The sequence below is a fragment of the Petrotoga olearia DSM 13574 genome (assembly GCF_002895525.1).
GTDB lineage: Bacteria > Thermotogota > Thermotogae > Petrotogales > Petrotogaceae > Petrotoga > Petrotoga olearia.
In genome coordinates, this window is record NZ_AZRL01000012.1 from 273,028 (window position 1) to 294,862 (window position 21,835).

The following is a 21,835-nucleotide window of genomic DNA, read 5'->3' on the forward strand; positions in this document are numbered from 1 at the left end:
TTTCTCCTCCGTTCTTTTTGATGTTTTTCATTAAAATAATTTAATTGCGTTGTATACGACCTTTTCAAACTTTTCCTTTATTTTTTCGGTTATTCTCAGGACGTCTTCATGTCTTAGAGGTTGTGGCAGAATACCAGCAGCCATATTCGTAACAGCAGAAAATGAAATGACTTTTATACCAACATGATTCGCCGCGATTACTTCTGGTAAGGTTGACATACCAACTAGGTCTGCTTCATATTTGTCAAACATTCTAATTTCAGAAGGGGTTTCATAAGATGGCCCCAAAGTCCATAAGTAAGTCCCTTCTTTGAGTTCTATATTGTCTTTTTTACATTTATCTATAACGTTTTTTATCCAATTTTTATCGACCGGTTCGACTAGGGAAGGAAATCTTGGGCCAAAATCCTCTAAATTTGGACCCCTTAAAGGATTTTGGAATGTAAAATTGATGAAATCGGTGTCTACAACTATATCACCTGGAGTAAGTGTTCTGTTTATTCCTCCAGCTGCATTAGTTATTATCAAGCCTTTAACGCCTAAATTCTTCATCACATAAATAGGGAAAACAATATCTCTTAGTTCGATCCCTTCATAGGCGTGAAACCGTCCTTTTAATATTATGACGGGGATACCCTCTATGGTCCCTATTACTAAAGATCCTTCATGCCCCTCTACAGTCGATTGTGGGAAAAAAGGAATGTCTTTGTATTCAATCACCTTAGGATTTTCTACTTGATCAGCAATATATCCAAGGCCAGAACCTAATATTAATCCTAAAATTGGTTTTACTTCTATGTTTTCTTTAATGAATTGGGAAGCTTTTTCGATTTTGGTAGTCATACAATATGGACCTCCTTAAGACAAAATATAATTTAAAGAGTTAAACTTTTACTTTTGATTTCCTATTATTATATGCTTTGATTCATTTGATGTGAGGTTGATCACTTTTTCATTAACCAAAATTTCTATGATGTCATCGTTTTTTTTAATTACTTTTAGATTTAAACCAGGATATATCCCTTTATCCATTATGTTTTTTCTTAACGTAGAGTCTCCTGAAATATCGAATATTTTGGAAGATTCGTAGACAGATAAATCCCAGAGAGAAGTCTTGAAGTCATGGGGCATTTTCTTTTTATAATTTGAAATAAATTTCTTTGCTTCGGTTAATTCTATGGGGTTTCTTTTAAGGAATAACATCAACCCATCTAGAGAAATATAAAAATTATCATTCATGTGGTGCTCAATGCCGCAAGATAAGTGATAAGCATCTTCTTTTGAAAGTCCTAAAACGTTGACAAAAAAATCTATGAGAATTATGTATCTTCTATAAACCTTTTCGGCGTTAAGCAAGCCTTTTTCCGTTAGTTTTACATAACCGTACCGTTCATGTTTAACGTAACCATATTTTTCCAGTTTTCTAATAGCTTCAACAGAGGAAGCATCTTTTACAGACAATATTCTTGAAATATCTCTTACCCGTGGTATTTTTCCGTCGATATGTAAAATATAGATTGCTCTCAAATAATTTTCGAGACTTTCTGAGATATTTTCAGTCAATATTTACTCTCCTTTTTTCAATACTTCTCTGATAAACAAGCCGGTTTCCATTCCAGTTTCAATAGTTTCCCCATCACATTCCACTATTGGAAAAGAAGAAGTTTTTCCCTTTTTGACAACAGTAGCCTTTTTGCCGTTGTTTAAAATTACTTGACTTCCTGTTGGGTACAAACCTACTATTGAGAAAAAAACACTTACATAATACGGATCAAAAATTAAACCGGAATATCTTAAAAGAAAACTCATCGCGTCGTATGGTGTGTTCCCTATTTCTATGTAAGAATCGTAGGCGTCTCCTATTTGTAATATTCTTACTAAAGGACTTATAGCGTTCTCTTTTAATCTCATAAAAATTCCCGTTCCGTCGTAGCGTTCGTGATGGGTGGAAATAGCATCTACAACTTCTTTTCCTATATTTTTTTGAATATTTTTTAATGTTTCATAAGCAGATACAATATGAGATCTAACCGTTACATCTTCTAAGTCAATATAATCAAATATTACCCTTTTCCCTATCAAACTGTATCCAATGTCATGAAGTAAACACGTCTTTACCAAAGAGTCGAAGAATACATCTGGCATATTCAATTTTGAAGCGATTATAGAGGCAATAATCGATGTGTTTATAGAATGAGAATTTAAAGCTTCACTTCCTAAGGCGTGAAATAAATTTAGTACGACTTCTTCTGTTTTTAAAAATTTCTTATAAATATCTTCTGCAAGGGAATCCAATTCTGAAGGATCGTCTTTTAAATACGTTATATCTTTTACAAATTCAAAATGTTGATGCCATTCTCGATATGTTTCCTCTTCTACAATAGGAGGAATAGATTCAAACTCTAAAGAAATTTTTTCTTCGATATTGCTTTCAATAAAATCATTTTCATCATAAACATTGACCACCTTTATGCCATGGCTTCTCAATCTTGTAATGTCGCTAGATTTTAAAACCGTACCTTTTGGAATTAATAAAGTGGATTCTTTAAAAACATCTTCTGCAACTATTTGACCGGGTTTTAATTCATAAAAAGGAATTTTTTTCATAAAAAGCACCCGCCTTCAGGATTTTATTGATTATTTGGTGAAAGTATCGAAACATATTTATTATTAGAAAAAATATTTTTTGCCGTTTCAATAACGTTATGAATTTCAACCTTCTCTATATTTTTTATAAATTCTTCTATTGTAATGATTTTACCATAGTTTACATACAAATCTAAAATATTCAAAGCCATAGATAAATTGTTTTCTACTTCTAAAGTTAGTTTACCGATTAATCTATTTTTTCCATAATTGAACCATTTTTCGATTTCTTTATTATTCTTGAGGTTTTCTACAACTTCCTGTATTTTTTCGAGTAGATTTTCAAGGTTTTTCTCGGTTGTTGCCGCGTAAAATAATAGCAAACCAGCTTCTGGATAAGTTTCATAATCAGATGTGACTTCGTAAGCCAAACCTTCTTCTTCTCTGATTTTCGAAAACAGTAGAGAGCTCATCCCACTCCCCAGAAAAGTATTGAGTACCAGTGTAGCGTAATAAGCCTTATCTAATTTCGATGGAGCTTTAAATCCTTGGACTAAATAATTGCTAGCTAAATCATTCTTGACCTTTTTGATGAAGATTTCTTTGTCAACGATCGAAGGGCTGGCAATTTTATTTTTTAAAGAATTCAAATTTGTAACACTTTTTATTCGGTTGAGTTGTTTCAATACTGAATCCTCATCGAACTTTCCTGATATTATGACTACCGTATTTTCTGGTTGGTAGTATTTGTTGTGGAACTCTTCTATTGTTGCTTTTTTTATATTCATAATGGAATCTTTGTATCCCATTATAGGCCTTGAAAAGTTTTCATCATATATATTTTTGTATAAGTTTTCAAATACTATATTTATAGGTTCATCTTCATATGAAGAGATTTCTTCTAATATTATACCTTTTTCCTTTTCTATATCATCTTCTTTGAATAAAGGTTCATATAGGATCTCAGAAAGAATTTCGAGTGTTTCATTTACTTTTAAAGAAGGTATCTTAGCAAAAAAAACTGTAAGATTCTTTGAAGTGAAGGCATTTAAGATACCCCCTACTTCTTCAATGGGTTGTTTTATTTCGGAGGTATTTTTTCTTTTAGTAGCTCGAAAAGAAACATGTTCAATGAGATGAGATAATCCGGCACTTTCTTCTGATTCTTTTGAAGAACCTGTTTTTACACAAAAAAGTACAGACGCACTCATCATAGAATCTCTTTTTACAAGAATTACATCTAAACCATTGTCTAATATTTTATGACTGTACAAAGTTGTTTTACCTCTTTTCTTAAATATTTTGTTTGGAAAAACTCCAAAATTACTATATTAATTATAACATAACAATAACGATTATATCTAACATGACATATAATACAAACAACTGGATTGATAATTGCCCTAAGTAAGAAAGTCGAAGGCAAGTGTAAAATTTGTTCTAATTTTGGTTTTGCGAATCAAGGATTTTTAGATATTTTAGAAATGAAATGAGGGTACTGAAAGGGGGAAAAGTAGGTTATCTTTGAACTTTAAGAGTTTCTTAAGACAGCATTTATATTTATAATAAAAACATGCGGTTAAAAAAGCCGCACGTTTGAATTTTAATTTTCCTCTTTTAATTGCTTTAATTGAAATTTTCCCTGATCTTCAACCTTCAGTACTTCAACTTTAACCTTATCGCCAATTTTAAAAGTCTGAAGTTTGTCTTTCAAGTTGGATACATGTAACATTCCAACCTTGCCGGGTAATACTTCTACAAATATACCATATTTTTCGACCCTTCTCACTGTACCTTCAAAAATTCCGCCTTTTTCTACGTCTGCGATTGAATTTTGAATATGCATAATAGCTTCATCAACTTTTTTTGCATCACGGCCTGTTATTTTAACTTTTCCATCATCTTCTATGTAAGCTTCAACATTGTATAGTTCACTGATCTCTTTGATATTTTTTCCTCCGGGTCCTATTACTTCTCCTATTTTTGAAACTGGTATTTTAAAGACTTTCATTATTGGAACGTATGGAGACAGCTCTTTGCGTGGCTGTGAGATAGTGTCATACATCTTATCCAAAATCTTTAACCTTGCTATTTTTGCTTTTTCTAGAGCCTTCTGAAGAACTTCTTTATTAACCTGACTAGTTTTAACATCCATTTGAAAAGCGGTTATACCATCTCTAGTTCCTGCTACTTTGAAGTCCATGTCTCCAAGGTGATCCTCCATCCCTAAAATATCTGTTAAAACAACGAAATCATCGTTTTCAAAGATTAAACCCATGGCAATACCAGCTACATGTTTCTGGATAGGTACACCTGCATCCATTAAGGCCAAAGAAGCTGAACAGACACTAGCCATTGAAGAAGAACCGTTTGATTCTAAAATTTCAGAAACGACTCTAATAGTGTAAGGAAACTCCTCGTCGCTTGGGATAAGATTTTTATGTGCCCTTTCTGCCAAATGTCCGTGGCCAATTTCTCTTCTGCTAACTCCTCTAAGTCTTTTTACTTCTCCCGTTGAAAAAGGTGGAAAATTATAATGGAGCATGAATCTCTTTTCTTCGTCGCTGAATATAGTATCAATAACTTGAACATCCAAAGGAGCACCTAATGTAACAGTTCCGAGAGATTGAGTTTCCCCTCTGGTAAAAAGAGCAGAACCGTGCACTCTTGGTATCAATCCCACTTCACAGGTAATGTCTCTAATTTCATCACAATTTCTTCCATCAACTCTTTTGTTCTCTTGAATGATCATCTTTCGCATCGATTCTTGAAGTTTGTCCTCAAACGCATTTTCTAAGAAACGTTTTTTGTCTTGGAAAAAAGCAACACTCCATTTTTCCAAAAATTCTTCTTCAAATTTTTTCATTACATTCTTTTTGTACTCTGATATGACTTTGTCCCTATTTTTTTTGCCTTTTGTGAGCAGTACGTTTTTTAATTCTTCCTCGTCTGTGAGTGACAGGTAATCTTCAATAAATTCTTTTGGAATTATTTCTTTTTGAACTTCCCATTTTTCAATGTTAAATTCTGAAAGAAACTCTTCTTCAATTGATATAATTTCTTTTATTTTTTCCTGTGCAAACATCAGAGCATCGACCATCTCTTCTTCCGAAACTTCCAGTGATTCACCTTCCACCATTGTAATTGCATCTTTAGTTCCTGCAACTACCATGTCGATTTTAGAATTTTTTAGTTGTTCTTGGGTTGGGAAGGCAACGAACTGTCCATCAACGTATCCTATTCTTACTCCTGCAACAATACCATCAAATGGGATAGGTGAAAGATTTAAGGCTAATGATGCACCTGTTATACCCCATGTTTCTATGCTGTCGTCATTCAACATTGAAAATACGGTAGTTATGACTTGAACCTCGTTGAAGAAATTCTCTGGAAACAAAGGTCTAATCGGTCTATCGATGAGTCTTGCGGCTAATATAGCTTCGTCACTTGGCTTTCCTTCCCTTTTTATAAATCCTCCCGGGATTTTCCCGACCGCATAGAATTTTTCCTGAAATTCTACGGTTAACGGGAAAAAATCTTGGCCTTTAACCGCATCTTCCGAAGCGTCTGCTGTAACTAATATCGTTGACTCGTTAAAAGTCAGCATCACTGAGCCAAGAGACTGTTTGGCAACTTTACCATGTTCAATACGTAATTTTCTCCCGAACAGTTCTTTTTCCAATACTTTCATTCTCACACCTCCAATATAAAAACAAAACGGAGCTTATGCCCCGCTTTTTGAAAATTTGTTATCAACCTCTTATACCTAATTTATTGATAATTTCTTGATAAACTAAGGGTTTGTTTTTTCTCAAATATTTGAGCATCTTTCTTCTTTTTCCTACCATCATCATCAATCCACGTCTACTATGGTAATCTTTTGGGTGCTGTTTCAAATGTTCTGTTAAATGCTTGATTCTAGCAGAAAGTAAAGCTATCTGTACTTCAACAGAACCAGTATCTTTGTCGTTGACTTTAAATTCTTCAATAAGCTCTTCTTTTTTTTCGGGGTCCAATCCTCTAGACATCTTTTCTATAACCTCCTGCAAACTATTCCTTTAACCAAGTAAAGGGGTTACACCCTAAACTGAGTTGAAGGTACTAAAATATATTATACAATTATATCTTCATTTTGTCAAATTTGTTGATGCAGTTGATGATATTTGATCTTCATTGATGTATTCTCGAATAGCATGTGAAGCAGCAATAGCTCCATCAGATACAGCGGTTACAATTTGTCTGATCTCTTTATGTCTTATATCTCCTGCTGCATAAATACCTTTAACTTTTGTTTCCATATTTTGGTCTGTAATTAGGAAACCATATTCGTCAACATCGAAAAGATCAGTATTTAAAAAACTAGTTTCTGGTACTAATCCAACGAAAATAAAAACTCCATCGAAAGGTTCTTCATATGCTTCACCACTTTTTACATTTTTTATGACTAAACTTTCGACTTTATCTTTGCCTTTAATTTCTTCAACGACTGAATTCCATTTAAATTTTATGTTTTTTCGAGAAAAGGCTCTATTTTGATAGAGTTTATCTGCTCTTAGTTTATCCCTTCTATGAATTATATAAACTTCTTTAGCTATGTTTGATAAATAAACAGCTTCTTCTACAGCTGTATTTCCTCCTCCTACGACGGCAACCTTTTTATTCTTAAAAAAATGACCATCGCACGACGCACAGTAAGAAACTCCCTTGGAGGAAAGTTCTTCTTCGCCTTTAACTCCTAATTTTCGAGGGTTAGATCCACTTGCTATTATTATTGCTTTTGATTTAATTGTTTTCCCATTTTCCATAACAACCATTTTTTTGGAGCCTTCATCCTTATCTGCCGTGAGGCCGTCTATCAATTCTATAACCTTTCCGTCATAAAAGTCCGCTCCGAAGTTCTCCGCATGTTCTTTCATTAAAGAGGAAAGTTCTTCACCTCTTATGGTTTTAAAGCCGGGATAATTTTCTATAACATCCGTTAAATTCATTTGACCGCCTTCAACGGCTTTTTCAATTATAAGTGCAGAAGCCCCACCTTGTAAGGCATATATAGCAGCTGCAATTCCAGCAGGTCCACCACCGATTATTACTATGTCGTATTGTTGTTTTATTTCGGATTTTTTGTTGACTCCATCAACATTAAAAAACATGTAAGGACCTCCTTAAACTGTTCTATTCAACAGCTTTTAAAACTTCTTCCACAAAACTATTTTCTGGGTAGGCTCCTACAAACTCTCCTTTTTTTACCCACGTACCGTTTTCTTTTACTTCTATCACAGTGTGAGGGACGGAACTGACACCATATTCGAAGGATATACTATCGAATTCGTTTGCTTCAATCATTTCTCCTATTATGTTAGGGTTTAACATAGCTGTTTGATGAGCAGCAAAAACAGCCCTAGGGCAGTATGGGCAAGTAGGAGTCACGAAAACTCTGATTCTTACATTTTTGTCTATCTGCGATAATTTTTCTTTGTTTTCATCATTGAAAGAGTCTACACTTTTATTAGAAACAGCTATGATATTTTGAAGAAAAGTGGTGAACTCATAACCCGATGGTATCCCATAGTATCTAATTCTGTAATCTCTTCCTTCGTTATCTAATATTAGCATAGCTGGTAATAGATCTTTTTCAATATCGTAATTGTTGATTTCCTGAGAATCAGAGTGGTAGATATTAACCATTATCCTTTCATCTAATTCCTTGAGTTCTCCAAGTAACTGTTCAACTATTTCTGAGTACTCTCCATCATTTTTAACTAATAGTATTTGAACCGGTTCCGTCAATTTCTCTAAAATTTCTCTTACCTTATTTTGTGTTTCTTTGTCCAAGATTTTTTCCATATTTTAAAAACCTCCATCTGTTATAATGTATTATATATACCCTATATAGGTATATTAACATATTTTGATTGAATCTACTTTAAAATTCTATACGCTTTGTTAATTTTTGATGATTTAACTATTGTTGTGAAAAATAATAGAATAGACGGTATTATTATTACTAAGGGATTTAGTATTACAGAAACTGACAAGAATATTTTATCCATGAAATAATAAAAAGATACAGCGAAAAGAAAAGCTTCAACACCTCTCATTAGTATTTTTTTTGAGAGAAAATTGCTAAAGTATGTTTTTTTTGAATACCCAAAAGAGAGAACCGTAATTTTGAACCTTTCATGATATTTTTTCGTGGCAGCGTCAAAAGATCTAAGATAAAATAAGAGCAAAATAAAGAATGTAATTATCTCCATTAGCGCTGTTAAACCGTTTAAATACTTCAAATAAAAACATACCAGCAAAAAAGATATTGCTCCGTATATGTTAAAATAATCTACGAAGTGATAGGGTTCTCTGTTCTTCATGATCAAAAATTTGATAACAGCAAAGGCTATTAAAAAACTGACTGCGTTGGTAAACAATGACTTTAATAATACCATAAAAATTACCTCAGAACTTTATTCTTTATTTTCTGGATTACTTTCAGAAATTGTGTCGTTTCTTGAAATATCAGCCATAGCAGCTACAGAACTCAATATTCCTGAAATTTCATACGGCATAAATACCTTTGTTGATTTTCCGTCTGAGATTGCCTTTAATGCTTCAAAATATCTTATTGTTATCAAGTCTTTTGTAGGATTACCTTTATGAATTGAGTCGAAAACTTTAAGAATTGCCTCGGCTTCTCCATCAGCTTCAATACTTAATTTATATTTTTGGGCATCAGCTTTTTTCTTAACAGCTTCTGCTTCACCTTCGGCTTTTAATATTGCAGCATTTCTGTCTCCTTCCGCTTTGGTAATTTGTGACTGTTTGTACCCTTCGGCCTCTAATATAACGGCTCTTTTCATTCTTTCAGCCTTCATTTGTTTGCTCATTGCGTCCATAATATCTTGAGGTGGATCGATCTTTTTTATCTCTACTCTTGTGATTCTTACTCCCCATTTGTCGGTGGCTTCATCAAGTACTTCTCTGAGTTTCGTGTTGATTCTTTCCCTAGAGGTTAATGTTTGATCTAATTCTAACTCTCCAATTACGTTCCTTAAATTTGTTTGAGCTAACTTAACAGCTGCTGAGGTAAAATCTCCAACGTTGTAAACTACTCTATAAGCATCAGTTACCTCGTAATATATAACGGCATCAACGGTAACTATAACGTTATCCCTAGTGATAACCTCTTGAGGTGGAACATCGATCACCATTTCTCTTAAATCTACTTTAGTTATTCTTTCTATGAAAGGCATGATGAAATTCAATCCCGGATCAGCCTGTCTATGATATTTCCCCAATCTTTCCACCAAACCTTTTTCGTAGGGACGTATAATTTTCAAACTCATTGATACAATAAAGATCAAAAATAGAACTACTATTATCAATATTACCAACATTCTTTTCCCCACCTTTCTTTTTCAAATTTTGTTCACCAAAAAATATCTTACTCTTTGATATCTTTTTTTTGATTATCTTCAGGGGCTTTAAGTTTTTTTATGTACACAAAATTGGCGCTTTTTTTTGTTATTACAACATCATCCCCCACATTAAAATTGGTTTCTTCGTCTTCCGGATACGCTCTCCACTCGTCTCCCTTTATTTTAACGATGATTCTTCCTTCCTCATCAATCTTACTCACCTTGCCGTTCATACCAACAAATTGGTCTTGATAAGGTTTGATAGTAGAAGAACCTTTGTACAAATTTTTTACGATTTTTCTTGTCGAGATCCACAGCAAAAAAGAAACGATTAAGAATATTAACAAATTTAAAACAACAGATGAAATAAATAAAGAAGCAATAGCTGCTACTCCAGCTCCTATGGCGAACCATAGAAAGAAAAAAGATGGTAGTATAGCTTCAGCGATCGCAAAAATTATTGCAAAAATAACCCAAATACCCCATTGACCCATAATTATCACCTCACGTCATTTGCGAAGCAAATGAGAATTAGGATGTTACTTCTAAAGCATTGCAAAAAAGACCTTTTTGCACATCACAGTAAAACCATTTTGCAAAAAACAGCAAAATTAGATTTTAAAAACTTTTTCTGGATGGACGATATTTATTTGTATATTTGGGAATTCGTTATTTAATTCTTCTTTGGCTAACTTAATTTTGCTGTTGTACCTACTTGAAACATGGTATATTATTATTCTCTTTGGCTTGGAGATGTTTATTAAATTTTTTAATTCTGATAGCGAGGTATGGTTTCTAATTTTTCTATCCTTTTCATCAAAAAAGGTACATTCATGAACCAAGGTTCCACAATCTTTTGCGAAATTGGGTGGAATAGGTAGAGAATCTCCGCTTATAGTCAATATGTTCGCAATGTAGTTTTCTAAGATATCTTCTTTTTTATTAATTATTAAATCTTTTATTTCGGGTTCAGTTAATTCTCTATACGCTTCTTTTACTCTTTTTCTTTGCTCTAAAATTTGGTAACCAAAAGAGACTTCCCCAGGGGTATGTCTTGTTTTAAAGGGTTTTATAAATCTTTTGTTGTTTAGAGAGATAGTATCCGATAACATTATTTCTCTAAAATCTATTTCGTATCTTAATCTTTTATTCATTTTACCTATAAAGTTTAAATATTCAGTAATATTTTCCGATCCCTTTGGATAGTAAATTTCTAGTTTTTTGTTTCTGTTCCCCATAGCGTTATTACGAGTATTAATGATTCCCCACAATCCAGCTATATGGTCTACGTGGGAGTGTGTTAAAATAATCTTTTCGATTCCATATATTTTGTTTCCTAACTCTGCACTAACTCCCTCACCAGCATCGAAAAGTATTCTATCTGGCTTGTAAAAAACCCACGTCGTATACAATGCCTTTGATCTTATTAAAAACTCCAACTATCACAACTCCCATTGTAATTTTGTTAGTTTTCTGGTTCAACTTTCACCTTTATTTCTCCTCTAACACCTTGAGGAAGTTTCACTTTTAATGTGTGAGTTCCTAATTCTTTTATGTTTACCTTTTCATCAAACCAAGTTTTGTCAAATTTTTCACCGAGTAATTCTTCTATTTTCTCAGAAATATTTTGAGCCGTCACAGCACCGAAAAGCTTACCTTTTTCTCCGGATTTTGCTTTTATTTCTATCTTTGTGCCTTTCAATTTTTCTAAAATTTCTTCGCTTCTTTTTTTTAGATTTTCCTTCTTTTTGTCTTCAATTTTTTTACTTTCCTCAACGTTTTTTATATAGCCGCCAGTTGCTTCAACAGCCAATTTTTTTGGAATCAGATAATTTCTTGCGTATCCATCAGAAACTTCTTTTATTTCTCCTTTTTTCCCCAAATTTGACACGTCATCCAGTAACAGTACTTTCATGTTTTATAACACCCCTTTATACAATTTTATCATAATTAGGTAAAAAACGTACCTTCAAAAAAAATAGATAGAGGAATCCCTCTATCTATTGTATTTTAGATGTGAGTTGTCGCCTCACTCGTTCACATAAGGAACTAACATCATTTTTCTAGCACGATGAATCGCTGTTCGAACCATTCTTTGATGTTTGGCACAATTTCCATTTATCCTTTTTGGAAGGATTTTCCCCTTGTCGTTCATAAACTCCTTCAGTTTTCTAACATCTTTGTAATCAATATATTCAACATTATCTCTGCATAACTTGCATTTTTTTACTTTTTTTCTTTCCCTTTTAACGTAAGCCATCCTATTTAAAACCTCCATTTTTCCCAATTATTATTTTCTTTTCAGTTACTATTTTTTATTAAAAACTTATTTGTACTTTATTGTAATCAAATAGGTTTATCATCTGAAGAAAGGTGGTTTTCAAGATCACTAAAGCTTTCTTCTAAAAGCTCATCGTTCTCGAGTAATGCGTCATCATCTATTTCTTCAATTGGATCGGTATCTGAAATTCTATCTTTATCGAAAAATCCTTCTTCTACTGTAATGTCCATGTCAGAAAATTCGTTAACCTGTTCGGCCTTTTTTGTTTCCATGAAATTCATTCTATTAGCCCAAATTTCTGCGGTTTCTCTTTTAATATTATCTCTATCTGTCCATTGATTAATATGAAGCGATCCTTCCACTAGGATCAACTTTCCTTTTTTTAAATAGTTTGATGCAAAATCCGCTTGTTTACCAAAAGCCACAATTCTTATGAAATCTGTACCATCTTGATTGTTTGAAGAAGGTCTGTCAACAGCTAAATGAAAGTTTGCGACGTTATTGCCATTCATAGTAGAGCGTATCTCTGGATCTCTGGTCAATCTTCCCACCAAAATAACTTTGTTATAAGAAATAGACATAAAAAACACTTCCTAATTTTAGTTAAATTTCTTCAGAAGTTTCTGGTTCTTCTACCATTATTTTTGATTCTTTTTGAGTTTTTCTTACTTTTTTCTCAAGATCTTCTCTTCTAATAGTTTGAAACCTAAAAATTTCTTGGTTCACTTTAAAAAGATCATCCAGTTGGTTAACCTTTTCTGGGTCAGCTTTGTATATGATGTAAGTGTAATCGCCTTCTGTAAATTTACCTTTTTGAGTTCTATAGGCTAATTTTCTTATGCCCCACCTTGTAAACTCTTCGACTTCACCTTCCAGTTGGCCTTCTATCCAACCTCTCACCTTTTCTGCCAAAGCATTTCTTTCCTCTTCAGGAATGTCTGTTCTAACGACAAACATTGTTTCGTAGTATCTTTTTCCCACTTTATTCCTCCTCCTATGGTCTTAGGCCTCTGAACTTATCAGAAGCAGGATTTTTTCTTGTGCAATTATAACAGAAAATCGAAAGAAGGTTATTGTTTTTATTTAAAAATTATATTAAAATTCTATACCAAATCCAAAGTTTAGTTTTAAAATATTTTCATCTTTATCAGAAGGTTCGAAAATATCTTCATCTACATTGAATTCTAATTTGTTTTGTATTACTCCCATATCAGCTGATAGGTTAAACTCTAGATTGTTAAAATAGAAGTTTGTTGCTACGGTATATACATACCTTTTTTCCAAAAGTGACTCATCCAAAAGGTAGGTGCCTTCATCTGGAGCAGTTTTTTTGGTTGGTGATTTGTTTCCAGAAAACACTGTTTCAAAAGAAGAATAAAGATTAAACCAATTATTGTACGTATAATCGTAGTCAACTAGGAAAGAAACCGTATTTTCACCGTATTTGTATCCGATGTAGTGATCTGTGTAATCTATAATCCTATTCTCACCTTCATAATAATAGATACTTTCCGGATAGATAGTGTAACCTGGCCCGCCTCCTGGTTGAAAAGTGTATTGGGTTGCAAAGGCACCGTAAACACCAAAAGTTCCTAAGTTGCTTTTTAGGTTTAATCCTGAAGAAAAGGCTACTTTGTCGGGATTTTGTCTGTCCTGCGGGTTGAAGAACCTGTTGGTGTTGAAATCATCTACTAATAGTTGAGAGTAAATATAGTAATTAGAGTCTTTGTAATCAAAGAAGAATCCCATTATTGAGTTATCGTGAATATTTTCCGACCAAGGCATACCATTTCCTACTGCTCTAATCTCTTGAGCAAAATATGCGGGCATTGGATTTAAAAAATAAAAAATGTCAAAAGACCTGTTATATACTAGTACATCTTGATAACCTACCCTGAAATTGCCAAATTTCAATCCATACGTTTTGTAATTCATTGCTTTAGGGGTTTCAAAATTCCTGTTATTTTCACTTACCAATTGAACCCACATGGTTTCAAAAAAGAAATGTTCATCTTCATAACCCACATCTAAATTAACAAGGGGAATATTATTGGAAGAAAAGAACAATGAATAAGGAGAGTTTACCTCATCTTTTAGTTGTTTTATGCCACCACTCAATTCAAGTGTTTGATCATCATTCCTGAGGGTGATATAACTGTTTTCTATCAGAAAGTAGTGACCCCAATAGTAATTTGACTCATAAAAATAATATTTATCATCGTTGTAGAAGGCTATCTCGCTTGTGATATCAAAGTTTTGAGTGTAATTGTATAATTTTATACCTATTCTGTCTGTGAAAGTTTCTTCACCATAATCATAGGTTCCCATAGCGTTAAGTTCTAAGTTTATAGAAAATCCAAACGAAAAAAGTAAAAGAATTATTAAAATGGAAACCGATACTTTTTCGTACATTTCGTACCCCCTCAGCTTAGCTGGGAACTTTCTTGTTCAACTATCTCCCGCAATCTTTTGATTTTAGAATCTTCACCTAATACTATTATTATGTCACCCTCTTCTATTATTGTATTCGCCTTAGGATTGAATATACTGTTATTATCTTTTTTTCTTACTGCTATCACTATCATATCTACCTTGTCTGGTAAAGCTATTTCTTTAAGGGATTTACCAATTACCCAAGAGTTTTTTGGTATGTCCACCTCTTCTAGTTGTAAATCTTTTTCTGGTGTGTGTATAATCGTTTCAAGAAACGATACAATGTTTGGTCGAGTTGCCATATAGGCTAATCTATTTCCGGAGATTTCTGATTCAAGAACGATCTTGTTGATCCCAGCATAAGAAAGTTTTTTCACCGATTCAGGGTCGTTAACTTTTGAAATAATGTTGATTTTAGGTACTATACTTTTCACCGTTAAAGCAACAAACAAGTTATCCACATCGGAAGGTAGGGTTAATATAATACTATCGGCTCTTTTGACCCCAACTTCTTCCAGCACCGTTTCATTTTTTGCATCACCGATAAAATATGGAATTTCGGTATTTATTTCTTTCAGGAATTGTTGGACTCTCTCTTCTGATTTGTCCAATAGGACAAAATCTTTTTTCTCTTTCAGCATATTTTGGCAGACAAAAAATCCAGTTTTACCGGCTCCTACAACAATATAATGATTATTCATACCGTTTATTTTTTTCATCCTTTTTCTTACCTCCAAAACATTTCTCATCTCACCCTCAACAATGAAGGAGGTTAGGGTTGAAAGAGAGTATAAAACTACCGTTATTCCAGAGAGAATCAATACTGCTGTAAATATCTGTGAAACACTTGACAAATCGGCAGGTAAACTATATCCAACGGTACTCAATGTGATTATAGTAAAAAATAAAGAGTCTAGAAAATTCCAATCTTCCAGTACCATATACCCTACTGTTCCAGTAAAGACTATAAGAACAAAAATTATAATGGATATTACAAATCGTCTTATTTTCAAAGCGAGAGTTTCACTCATTTGATCGAGACACGTGCCCCCTTTCACGATGAAGAATTAATAGTTTTTACCTTATGATCATTAATGTTTGGTCACCTTCAACGCTGTCTCCTCTTTTTACCAAAATTTTTTCCACCACACCGTCGTTTTCTGCAGGTATTTCATTTTCCATCTTCATTGCTTCTATTATGACAAGCTTATCTCCAGCTTTAACGCTCTGTCCTTCTTTCACGTTTATTTCGTTAATTACTCCGGGAAGAGGAGCTTTGACCTCATAACCTGAGTCTGTTTCTTTTTTAGTTAACTCCTCAGGGATTATTTTCTCTTCCTCTTTTTGTTTTTTCTCTAGTTTTTTCTTGGTTCTTTTTTCGGCTTTTTTGTCTGCAACAGGTTTAGGAGTCTCACTAAATTGCTGTTTTTCAATTGTTCTTTCTTCTGTTTGTTTTATGTTTTCTTCGTTAGTAATTTCAGAGCCTATTTCCTCAACTTCAACCTCATAGGTTTTATTGTTTATAGTAACTTTGAATTTTCTTTTCAATTTACTTTACCTCCACCTTTTTTTGTAGTAAGGTTTCCAAGAAATAGAAGGTTCGTGTTTCATCCACTTTGTTTTCCGCTTCTTTTTTAATTCAAACTCTTTGTTTGAGACTTCTTTAATACTTTTGATTTTAAATTCTTTATTAGTAAGATAACAACTTATAGCTGAAACAATAGCAAAAAGTTCTTCTTCATCTCTTTTCTCATTGTTTTCAATCCTTTTTACTTGTGGTGGCTTTATGTACTCTTTTTGAGGTTTTTCTAAACCCGATCTGCCTGATAAGTTATTACTATTTCTACTTTTAAAGAAAAAGCGAAAAAGCCATATGATCGTCATTAAAATTATAAGAAGTAAAAAAACTATAGATATTCCCATTAATGAAAGAATCCATACATTTTTCATAATTACCCCTCAATTATAACGGAATATTTCCATGTTTTTTAGATGGAGTTGGTTTTACTTTTGAATAAGCTATAGAAAGAGAAGCGGATAATTTTTTTCTTGTTTCGATGGGTTCTATTACATCTTCTATATAACCCCTTGAGGCTGCTTCATAGGGATTTGCAAACCGCTCTTTGTATTCTTCAACACGCTTTTTTCTAGTTTCTTCCGGATTTTCAGAACTTTCTATCTCTTTTGCGAAGATAATGTTTGCCGCACCTTCGGATCCCATAACAGCTATTTCCGCTGTTGGGTATGCAAATACGAAATCAGCGCCTAAATGTTGCGAAGCCATTGCAATATATGCCCCACCGTAAGCCTTTCTTAAAATTACAGTAATCATTGGAACTGTGGATTCAGAATAAGCGTACAAGAGCTTAGCTCCATGCCTGATTATTCCTCCGGGTTCTTGTGATACTCCTGGTAAATATCCAGGTGTGTCAACAAAGGTTATAATAGGTATATTAAAAGAGTCACAGAATCTTATAAATCTGGCTGCTTTATCGGAGGCATCGATATCGAGTGAGCCGGCCAAAATTTTTGGTTGATTGGCTATTATTCCAACGGATTTTCCTTCCAATCTTGCAAATCCTACAACAATATTTTTGGCAAAATGAGGATGAATTTCGAAAAAAGTACCTGGGTCGAATACTAATTTGATTAAATCTTTTACATCGTAACTTTTTTTCGGGTTAGGTGAAACTATTTCGTTTATTTCTTCTGGTACTTTGTAACTTTTGTCGTAATCAGTTGGTTCTACAGGATCCACATTGTTTGAAGGTATGTAAGAAAGCAGCTTTCTGACAAGTTCCATGGCTTCTTGATCGTCTTTTGCCAAAAGGTGGGCAACACCACTTTTTGAGTTATGAATATTTGCCCCTCCCAGATTCTCTTTATCAATGTTTTCTCCAGTGACAGTTTTAATAACCTGAGGGCCAGTGATAAACATTTGAGAAGTTTGATCTACCATAATTACGAAGTCAGTTATTGCTGGAGAATAAACCGCTCCTCCTGCACAAGGACCGGCTATAACAGTTATTTGTGGGATTACACCGGAAGCTTGAGTGTTTCTATAGAAGATTCCACCGTAACCATATAGAGCATCAACCGCTTCCTGTATTCTAGCTCCGCCAGAATCGTTTATTCCTATTAAAGGAATACCATATCTCATTGCTAAATCTTGTAATTTCATTATTTTCTTTGCATGCATTTCTCCTAAGGATCCACCTTGAATGGTGAAGTCTTGGGAGAAAATAGCAACTTTTTTGCCTTTGATCTCTCCAAATCCTGTGACAACTCCATCGTATGGAAACTCTTTTTTATCTAAACCAAAGTATGTACATCTATGTTTAACCAGCATATCGATTTCTTCAAAAGTACCTTCATCTACAAGAGCTTCTATTCTTTCACGAGCTGTTAATTTACCCATTTTGTGTTGTTTTTCTATTCTATCCTTCCCTCCTCCAACAAGAAGGGATTCTTTCTTTTCCTTCAATTCTTCAATTTTTTGAATTAGTTCTTCATCTGGCATATATAAAGCCTCCTTGTCGCGATATTTATACTATTTTGGAAATTCTAAAACGTTGTGTCAGCGGCCCTTCGTCCCGTAAATTGTTATTTTTGATACTCAACAAACTCAGTTAAAATACCATTAGCAGATTTTGGATGTAAAAAGAACACTAAACTTCCACCTGCTCCTTGATTGGGTTCATCAGATAGGGTTTTGTAACCCATTTTTTTTGCATTCTCCAAGATCTTTTCAATGTTGTTTACTTGATATGCGATGTGGTGAAATCCCTCACCACGTTTTTTTAAAAAGTTTGATATTTCGGAATCCTCCCTTATAGGTTCCATCAATTCTATTCTAACATCTTTTATGTATAAAAAGGTAACTTTTATACCTCTATCTTCAAGAATCTCTTCTGCACTCTTTTCAACGTGAAGCAAGTCCCTATACAACTTGAATGCTTCTTCAATGGAATTGACAGCAATTCCTATGTGGTCAATTTTGGTTTCCATTGTTTCCCTCCTTTTTACACATGAATGCTATAACATCTTTTTTAAGGGAATCGGTATCTTGATTTTCCAACGGATAATCTTCCAAAAAATTTTCTATAAGATGAAAAAGATAGTTTTTAACACGACTTTTTTTTCTTAGATTCTCTTTTAAATTAGAGTTTTGAAAGTATTCCCTGCTTGATTCTAACCATTCGTAAACTTTTTCAAATCCTTTGTTTTCAATTGAACTAACGCCAAAAACCTTTTTATGATCTTCGTTTTGTGAACCTAAATAATTTTCTAAGTACATTAAGAATCTTTTGGAATTAGGTAGATCTATCTTGTTGACAATATAAAAATCGGCTATTTCCATTATTCCTGCCTTGTAAATTTGAATTTCGTCACCAGAATCAGGAGATAATATTAAAAGAGTTGTGTCACAAGCATAGAATATATCGATCTCTGATTGACCGGTTCCCACCGTTTCTATGATTATTGTATCGAAGCCAAATGCCTTCATTACATCAATAATATCATAAATTGAATTGCAAACTCCCCCCATTGCTCCTCTGCTTGCTATACTTCTGATGTAAACGTTAGAAGAATTGGTTAAATCAAACATTCTTACCCTATCTCCCAAAAAAGCCCCGCCACTGAAAGGGCTGCTAGGATCGATCAATATTATTCCGATATTCTGACCTTTATTGGAATAAAATGAGACCAATCTTGAGATAAAAGAGCTTTTTCCAACGCCAGGACTCCCTGTAACACCTATTACATATGAATTTTTTGGTTGAATATCCGAATGTAATCGAGAAATAATTTCCCAGGTTTGTAAATAATTGTCTTCTAATAAAGATATCATCTTTGCTAGAGCGGTTTTATTCTGGGCTTTAAATTTTGGAAGTAGTTGTTCATACCTTTCTGCCCATTGCAATATCTTTCACCTTCTCGATAATTTCTTTTAACGAAGCACCTGGGGTGAAGATTTCAATTATTCCCATTTCCTTTAGTTCTGGTATATCTTCTTCTGGAATGATTCCACCAAGGATAACGGGAATATCAGCTTCCTTTTCTTTTAGTAAATTTAGTATTTTTTGACATAACTTTTTGTGTGCACCTGAAAGTATAGATAAGCCAATTAAATCAACATCTTCTTGTATTGCTGCTTCAACAATTTCTTCCGGGGTTCTTCTTATGCCTGTGTAGATTACTTCCATTCCAGCGTCTCTTAGAGCTCTTGCTAAAACTTTGGCACCGCGGTCATGACCATCGAGCCCAGGTTTGGCTATTAAGACACGGATTCTTGTACTCATTTCAAAACTACCTCCTTTCGATATGGCGAATGTACAGTTAGTATAAAAAACAGAAATTATATCGTTGTACTTTCACGATACTCCCCATAAACTTCTTTTAAAATGTTTGTTATTTCACCTACTGTGGAATAGTTTTCTACACATTCTATAATATATGGGAATAAATTATCCCCATTTGTTGCGGCTTTTTTTAATCTGGTCAAAGATTCTTCTGTTTTTGAGTTGTTTCTTTGATTTTTTAAATTTTTCAACTTTTCTATTTGTTTTTCTTCTTGTTCTTCATCAACTTTCAAGATATCTATCTTTTCTGTTTTGTCAGAATTGTATTCGTTAACCCCCACTATGATCTGTTCTTTATTTTCTATCCTTTGTTGTGCTTTATAGGCGCTGTTTAATATTTCTTTTTGAGGGTATCCTGCCTCTATGGCGTTTACCATTCCACCTATTTCATCTATTTTTTCTAAATATTTTTGAGCTTTTTCTTCTATGTCTAAGGTTAATTTTTCTATGGCGAACGATCCCGCTAAAGCGTCAACAGTTTCGCTTACTCCCATTTCGTGGGCTATGATTTGTTGAGTTCTTAAAGCCACGGTAACAGATTGTTCTGTAGGCAGTCCTAAAGCTTCATCGTAAGAGTTAGTATGAAGTGATTGAGTACCCCCTAAAACTGCAGCCAAAGCTTGAATAGTTACCCTTATTATGTTGTTTAAAGGTTGTTGAGCGGTTAATGTGGAGCCTGCTGTCTGAGTATGAAATTTCAATTTCATAGCGCTTTCATTTGTCACGCCGAACCTCTCTTTCATAATCCTTGCCCATAATTTTCTAGCAGCCCTAAATTTTGCTACTTCTTCTAAAAAGTTGTTATGGGCGTTAAAAAAGAAGGAAAGATTTGTTCCAAATTCATTTGGATCTAAGCCAGCTTTAACTGCTGCCTCGACATAGGCTATTCCATCTGCTAACGTAAAGGCTATTTCTTGAACCGCATTGGCACCTGCTTCTCTAATGTGATAACCGCTGATACTTATTAAGTTAAATTTTGGAAGGTTTTTGCTTCCGTAATCAAAGATATCTACTATCAACTTCATAGATTCTTTAGGTGGAAAGATGTAAGTGCCCCTAGCCATATATTCTTTTAAAATATCGTTCTGAATAGTTCCTCTAAGTTTTTCATAAGGGACCCCTTGTTTTTTTGCAACAGTCATTAACATTGCTAATAAAATCATCGCAGTTGAGTTGATAGTCATTGAAACACTTACCTTATCAAGAGGGATACCGTCGAAAAGAATTTCCATATCTTTTAGTGAATCTATTGCTACTCCGACCTTTCCTACTTCCCCCTCGGACATAGGATCGTCTGAGTCAAATCCTATCTGTGTTGGTAGATCAAAGGCTATGGATAAACCTGTTTGGCCTTGTTCTAATAAGTATTTATATCTTTTATTTGACTCTTCTGCAGAACCAAATCCTGCATATTGCCGCATAGTCCACAACTTGCCACGGTACATGGTGGGTTGTACACCTCTGGTGAAAGGGTATTCACCTGGGAATCCTAAATCTTTAATGTAGTCTAAATTTTTTATATCTAAAGGTGTGTAAAGTCGTTCAATCTCATCTTCATATGAGGTAACAAATTCCTTTTTTCTTTCTGGGAATCGGCTCAATGTACGTTCTACTTTTTTCTCTTCCCACTCTTTTTTTGACTTTTCTATTACATGGATTTTTTCTCTTTCAAACATAGGAATTTCCTCCCACACTAAATTTTTTAAAATATTATCTTTAGAAGCTTTAAATCTTGTGTCAGCGCCCCTTCGCCCCGCTCCCCG

The 21,835-nt window shown here is 33.8% G+C and carries 25 protein-coding genes; all 25 read right to left on the reverse strand.

Annotation, left to right across the window (positions count from 1 at the left end; genetic code table 11):
* Window positions 1-30: 30 nt before the first annotated feature.
* On the reverse strand, window positions 31-843 hold the full coding sequence (locus X929_RS05360; RefSeq protein ID WP_103067004.1) for a purine-nucleoside phosphorylase: 813 nt from the start codon (window positions 841-843) through the stop codon (window positions 31-33).
* 48 nt (window positions 844-891) lie between these two features.
* The gene (locus X929_RS05365) at window positions 892-1,563 is read right to left on the reverse strand and encodes a metal-dependent transcriptional regulator (protein WP_103067005.1); all 672 of its coding nucleotides are present in this window, start codon (window positions 1,561-1,563) and stop codon (window positions 892-894) included.
* 3 nt (window positions 1,564-1,566) lie between these two features.
* On the reverse strand, window positions 1,567-2,607 hold the full coding sequence (locus X929_RS05370) for an HD-GYP domain-containing protein (protein WP_103067006.1): 1,041 nt from the start codon (window positions 2,605-2,607) through the stop codon (window positions 1,567-1,569).
* A gap of 23 nt (window positions 2,608-2,630) precedes the next feature.
* Entirely contained in the window at window positions 2,631-3,860 is a 1,230-nt protein-coding gene (locus X929_RS05375) for a M16 family metallopeptidase (RefSeq protein WP_103067007.1), read from the reverse strand.
* 329 nt (window positions 3,861-4,189) lie between these two features.
* Window positions 4,190-6,277, reverse strand: a complete 2,088-nt coding sequence (locus X929_RS05380; protein ID WP_103067008.1) for a polyribonucleotide nucleotidyltransferase — start codon at window positions 6,275-6,277, stop codon at window positions 4,190-4,192.
* 61 nt (window positions 6,278-6,338) lie between these two features.
* Window positions 6,339-6,614 (reverse strand): 30S ribosomal protein S15, encoded by a 276-nt coding sequence (gene rpsO / locus X929_RS05385; protein ID WP_103067009.1) that lies wholly within the window; start codon window positions 6,612-6,614, stop codon window positions 6,339-6,341.
* Window positions 6,615-6,713: 99 nt separating this feature from the next.
* Window positions 6,714-7,736, reverse strand: a complete 1,023-nt coding sequence (gene trxB, locus X929_RS05390; RefSeq protein ID WP_103067010.1) for a thioredoxin-disulfide reductase — start codon at window positions 7,734-7,736, stop codon at window positions 6,714-6,716.
* Window positions 7,737-7,758: 22 nt separating this feature from the next.
* Window positions 7,759-8,430 (reverse strand): protein disulfide oxidoreductase, encoded by a 672-nt coding sequence (pdo, locus tag X929_RS05395; RefSeq protein WP_103067011.1) that lies wholly within the window; start codon window positions 8,428-8,430, stop codon window positions 7,759-7,761.
* Window positions 8,431-8,504: 74 nt separating this feature from the next.
* Entirely contained in the window at window positions 8,505-9,026 is a 522-nt protein-coding gene (locus tag X929_RS05400; RefSeq protein WP_103067012.1) for a hypothetical protein, read from the reverse strand.
* A gap of 18 nt (window positions 9,027-9,044) precedes the next feature.
* Window positions 9,045-9,974, reverse strand: coding sequence for an SPFH domain-containing protein (locus X929_RS05405; RefSeq protein WP_103067013.1), 930 nt, complete (start codon window positions 9,972-9,974; stop codon window positions 9,045-9,047).
* A 47-nt stretch (window positions 9,975-10,021) separates the two neighbouring features.
* On the reverse strand, window positions 10,022-10,489 hold the full coding sequence (locus X929_RS05410) for an NfeD family protein (RefSeq protein ID WP_103067014.1): 468 nt from the start codon (window positions 10,487-10,489) through the stop codon (window positions 10,022-10,024).
* Between the two features lie 117 nt (window positions 10,490-10,606).
* Window positions 10,607-11,434, reverse strand: a complete 828-nt coding sequence (locus X929_RS05415) for an MBL fold metallo-hydrolase (protein WP_103067015.1) — start codon at window positions 11,432-11,434, stop codon at window positions 10,607-10,609.
* A 26-nt stretch (window positions 11,435-11,460) separates the two neighbouring features.
* Window positions 11,461-11,910: a 50S ribosomal protein L9 gene (rplI, locus tag X929_RS05420; RefSeq protein ID WP_103067016.1), complete on the reverse strand. Its 450-nt coding sequence runs from the start codon at window positions 11,908-11,910 to the stop codon at window positions 11,461-11,463.
* Window positions 11,911-12,024: 114 nt separating this feature from the next.
* Complete coding sequence (rpsR, locus tag X929_RS05425; RefSeq protein ID WP_103067017.1) at window positions 12,025-12,255, reverse strand: 30S ribosomal protein S18; 231 nt, start codon at window positions 12,253-12,255, stop codon at window positions 12,025-12,027.
* 86 nt (window positions 12,256-12,341) lie between these two features.
* On the reverse strand, window positions 12,342-12,857 hold the full coding sequence (locus tag X929_RS05430; protein WP_103067018.1) for a single-stranded DNA-binding protein: 516 nt from the start codon (window positions 12,855-12,857) through the stop codon (window positions 12,342-12,344).
* A gap of 22 nt (window positions 12,858-12,879) precedes the next feature.
* Complete coding sequence (gene rpsF, locus X929_RS05435; RefSeq protein WP_103067019.1) at window positions 12,880-13,257, reverse strand: 30S ribosomal protein S6; 378 nt, start codon at window positions 13,255-13,257, stop codon at window positions 12,880-12,882.
* A 114-nt stretch (window positions 13,258-13,371) separates the two neighbouring features.
* Window positions 13,372-14,688: a hypothetical protein gene (locus X929_RS05440; protein WP_103067020.1), complete on the reverse strand. Its 1,317-nt coding sequence runs from the start codon at window positions 14,686-14,688 to the stop codon at window positions 13,372-13,374.
* An 11-nt stretch (window positions 14,689-14,699) separates the two neighbouring features.
* Window positions 14,700-15,740, reverse strand: a complete 1,041-nt coding sequence (locus X929_RS05445) for a potassium channel family protein (protein WP_103067021.1) — start codon at window positions 15,738-15,740, stop codon at window positions 14,700-14,702.
* 46 nt (window positions 15,741-15,786) lie between these two features.
* Window positions 15,787-16,257: a biotin/lipoyl-containing protein gene (locus X929_RS05450; protein WP_103067022.1), complete on the reverse strand. Its 471-nt coding sequence runs from the start codon at window positions 16,255-16,257 to the stop codon at window positions 15,787-15,789.
* Window positions 16,258-16,263: 6 nt separating this feature from the next.
* Complete coding sequence (locus tag X929_RS05455) at window positions 16,264-16,659, reverse strand: OadG family transporter subunit (protein ID WP_103067023.1); 396 nt, start codon at window positions 16,657-16,659, stop codon at window positions 16,264-16,266.
* Window positions 16,660-16,672: 13 nt separating this feature from the next.
* A complete protein-coding gene (locus tag X929_RS05460) occupies window positions 16,673-18,229 on the reverse strand; it encodes an acyl-CoA carboxylase subunit beta (protein ID WP_103067024.1) in 1,557 nt (518 codons plus the stop codon).
* A gap of 83 nt (window positions 18,230-18,312) precedes the next feature.
* A complete protein-coding gene (gene mce, locus X929_RS05465) occupies window positions 18,313-18,717 on the reverse strand; it encodes a methylmalonyl-CoA epimerase (RefSeq protein ID WP_103067025.1) in 405 nt (134 codons plus the stop codon).
* Window positions 18,701-19,633 carry a methylmalonyl Co-A mutase-associated GTPase MeaB gene (gene meaB / locus X929_RS05470; RefSeq protein WP_103067026.1) on the reverse strand — a complete coding sequence of 311 codons (933 nt, stop codon included), beginning with the start codon at window positions 19,631-19,633 and terminating at the stop codon, window positions 18,701-18,703. The genes mce and meaB overlap by 17 nt, the downstream gene beginning before the upstream one ends.
* Window positions 19,611-20,012, reverse strand: coding sequence for a cobalamin B12-binding domain-containing protein (locus tag X929_RS05475; RefSeq protein ID WP_103067027.1), 402 nt, complete (start codon window positions 20,010-20,012; stop codon window positions 19,611-19,613). The genes meaB and X929_RS05475 overlap by 23 nt, the downstream gene beginning before the upstream one ends.
* A 56-nt stretch (window positions 20,013-20,068) precedes the next feature.
* Window positions 20,069-21,748, reverse strand: a complete 1,680-nt coding sequence (locus X929_RS05480; RefSeq protein ID WP_103067028.1) for an acyl-CoA mutase large subunit family protein — start codon at window positions 21,746-21,748, stop codon at window positions 20,069-20,071.
* Window positions 21,749-21,835 lie beyond the last annotated feature (87 nt).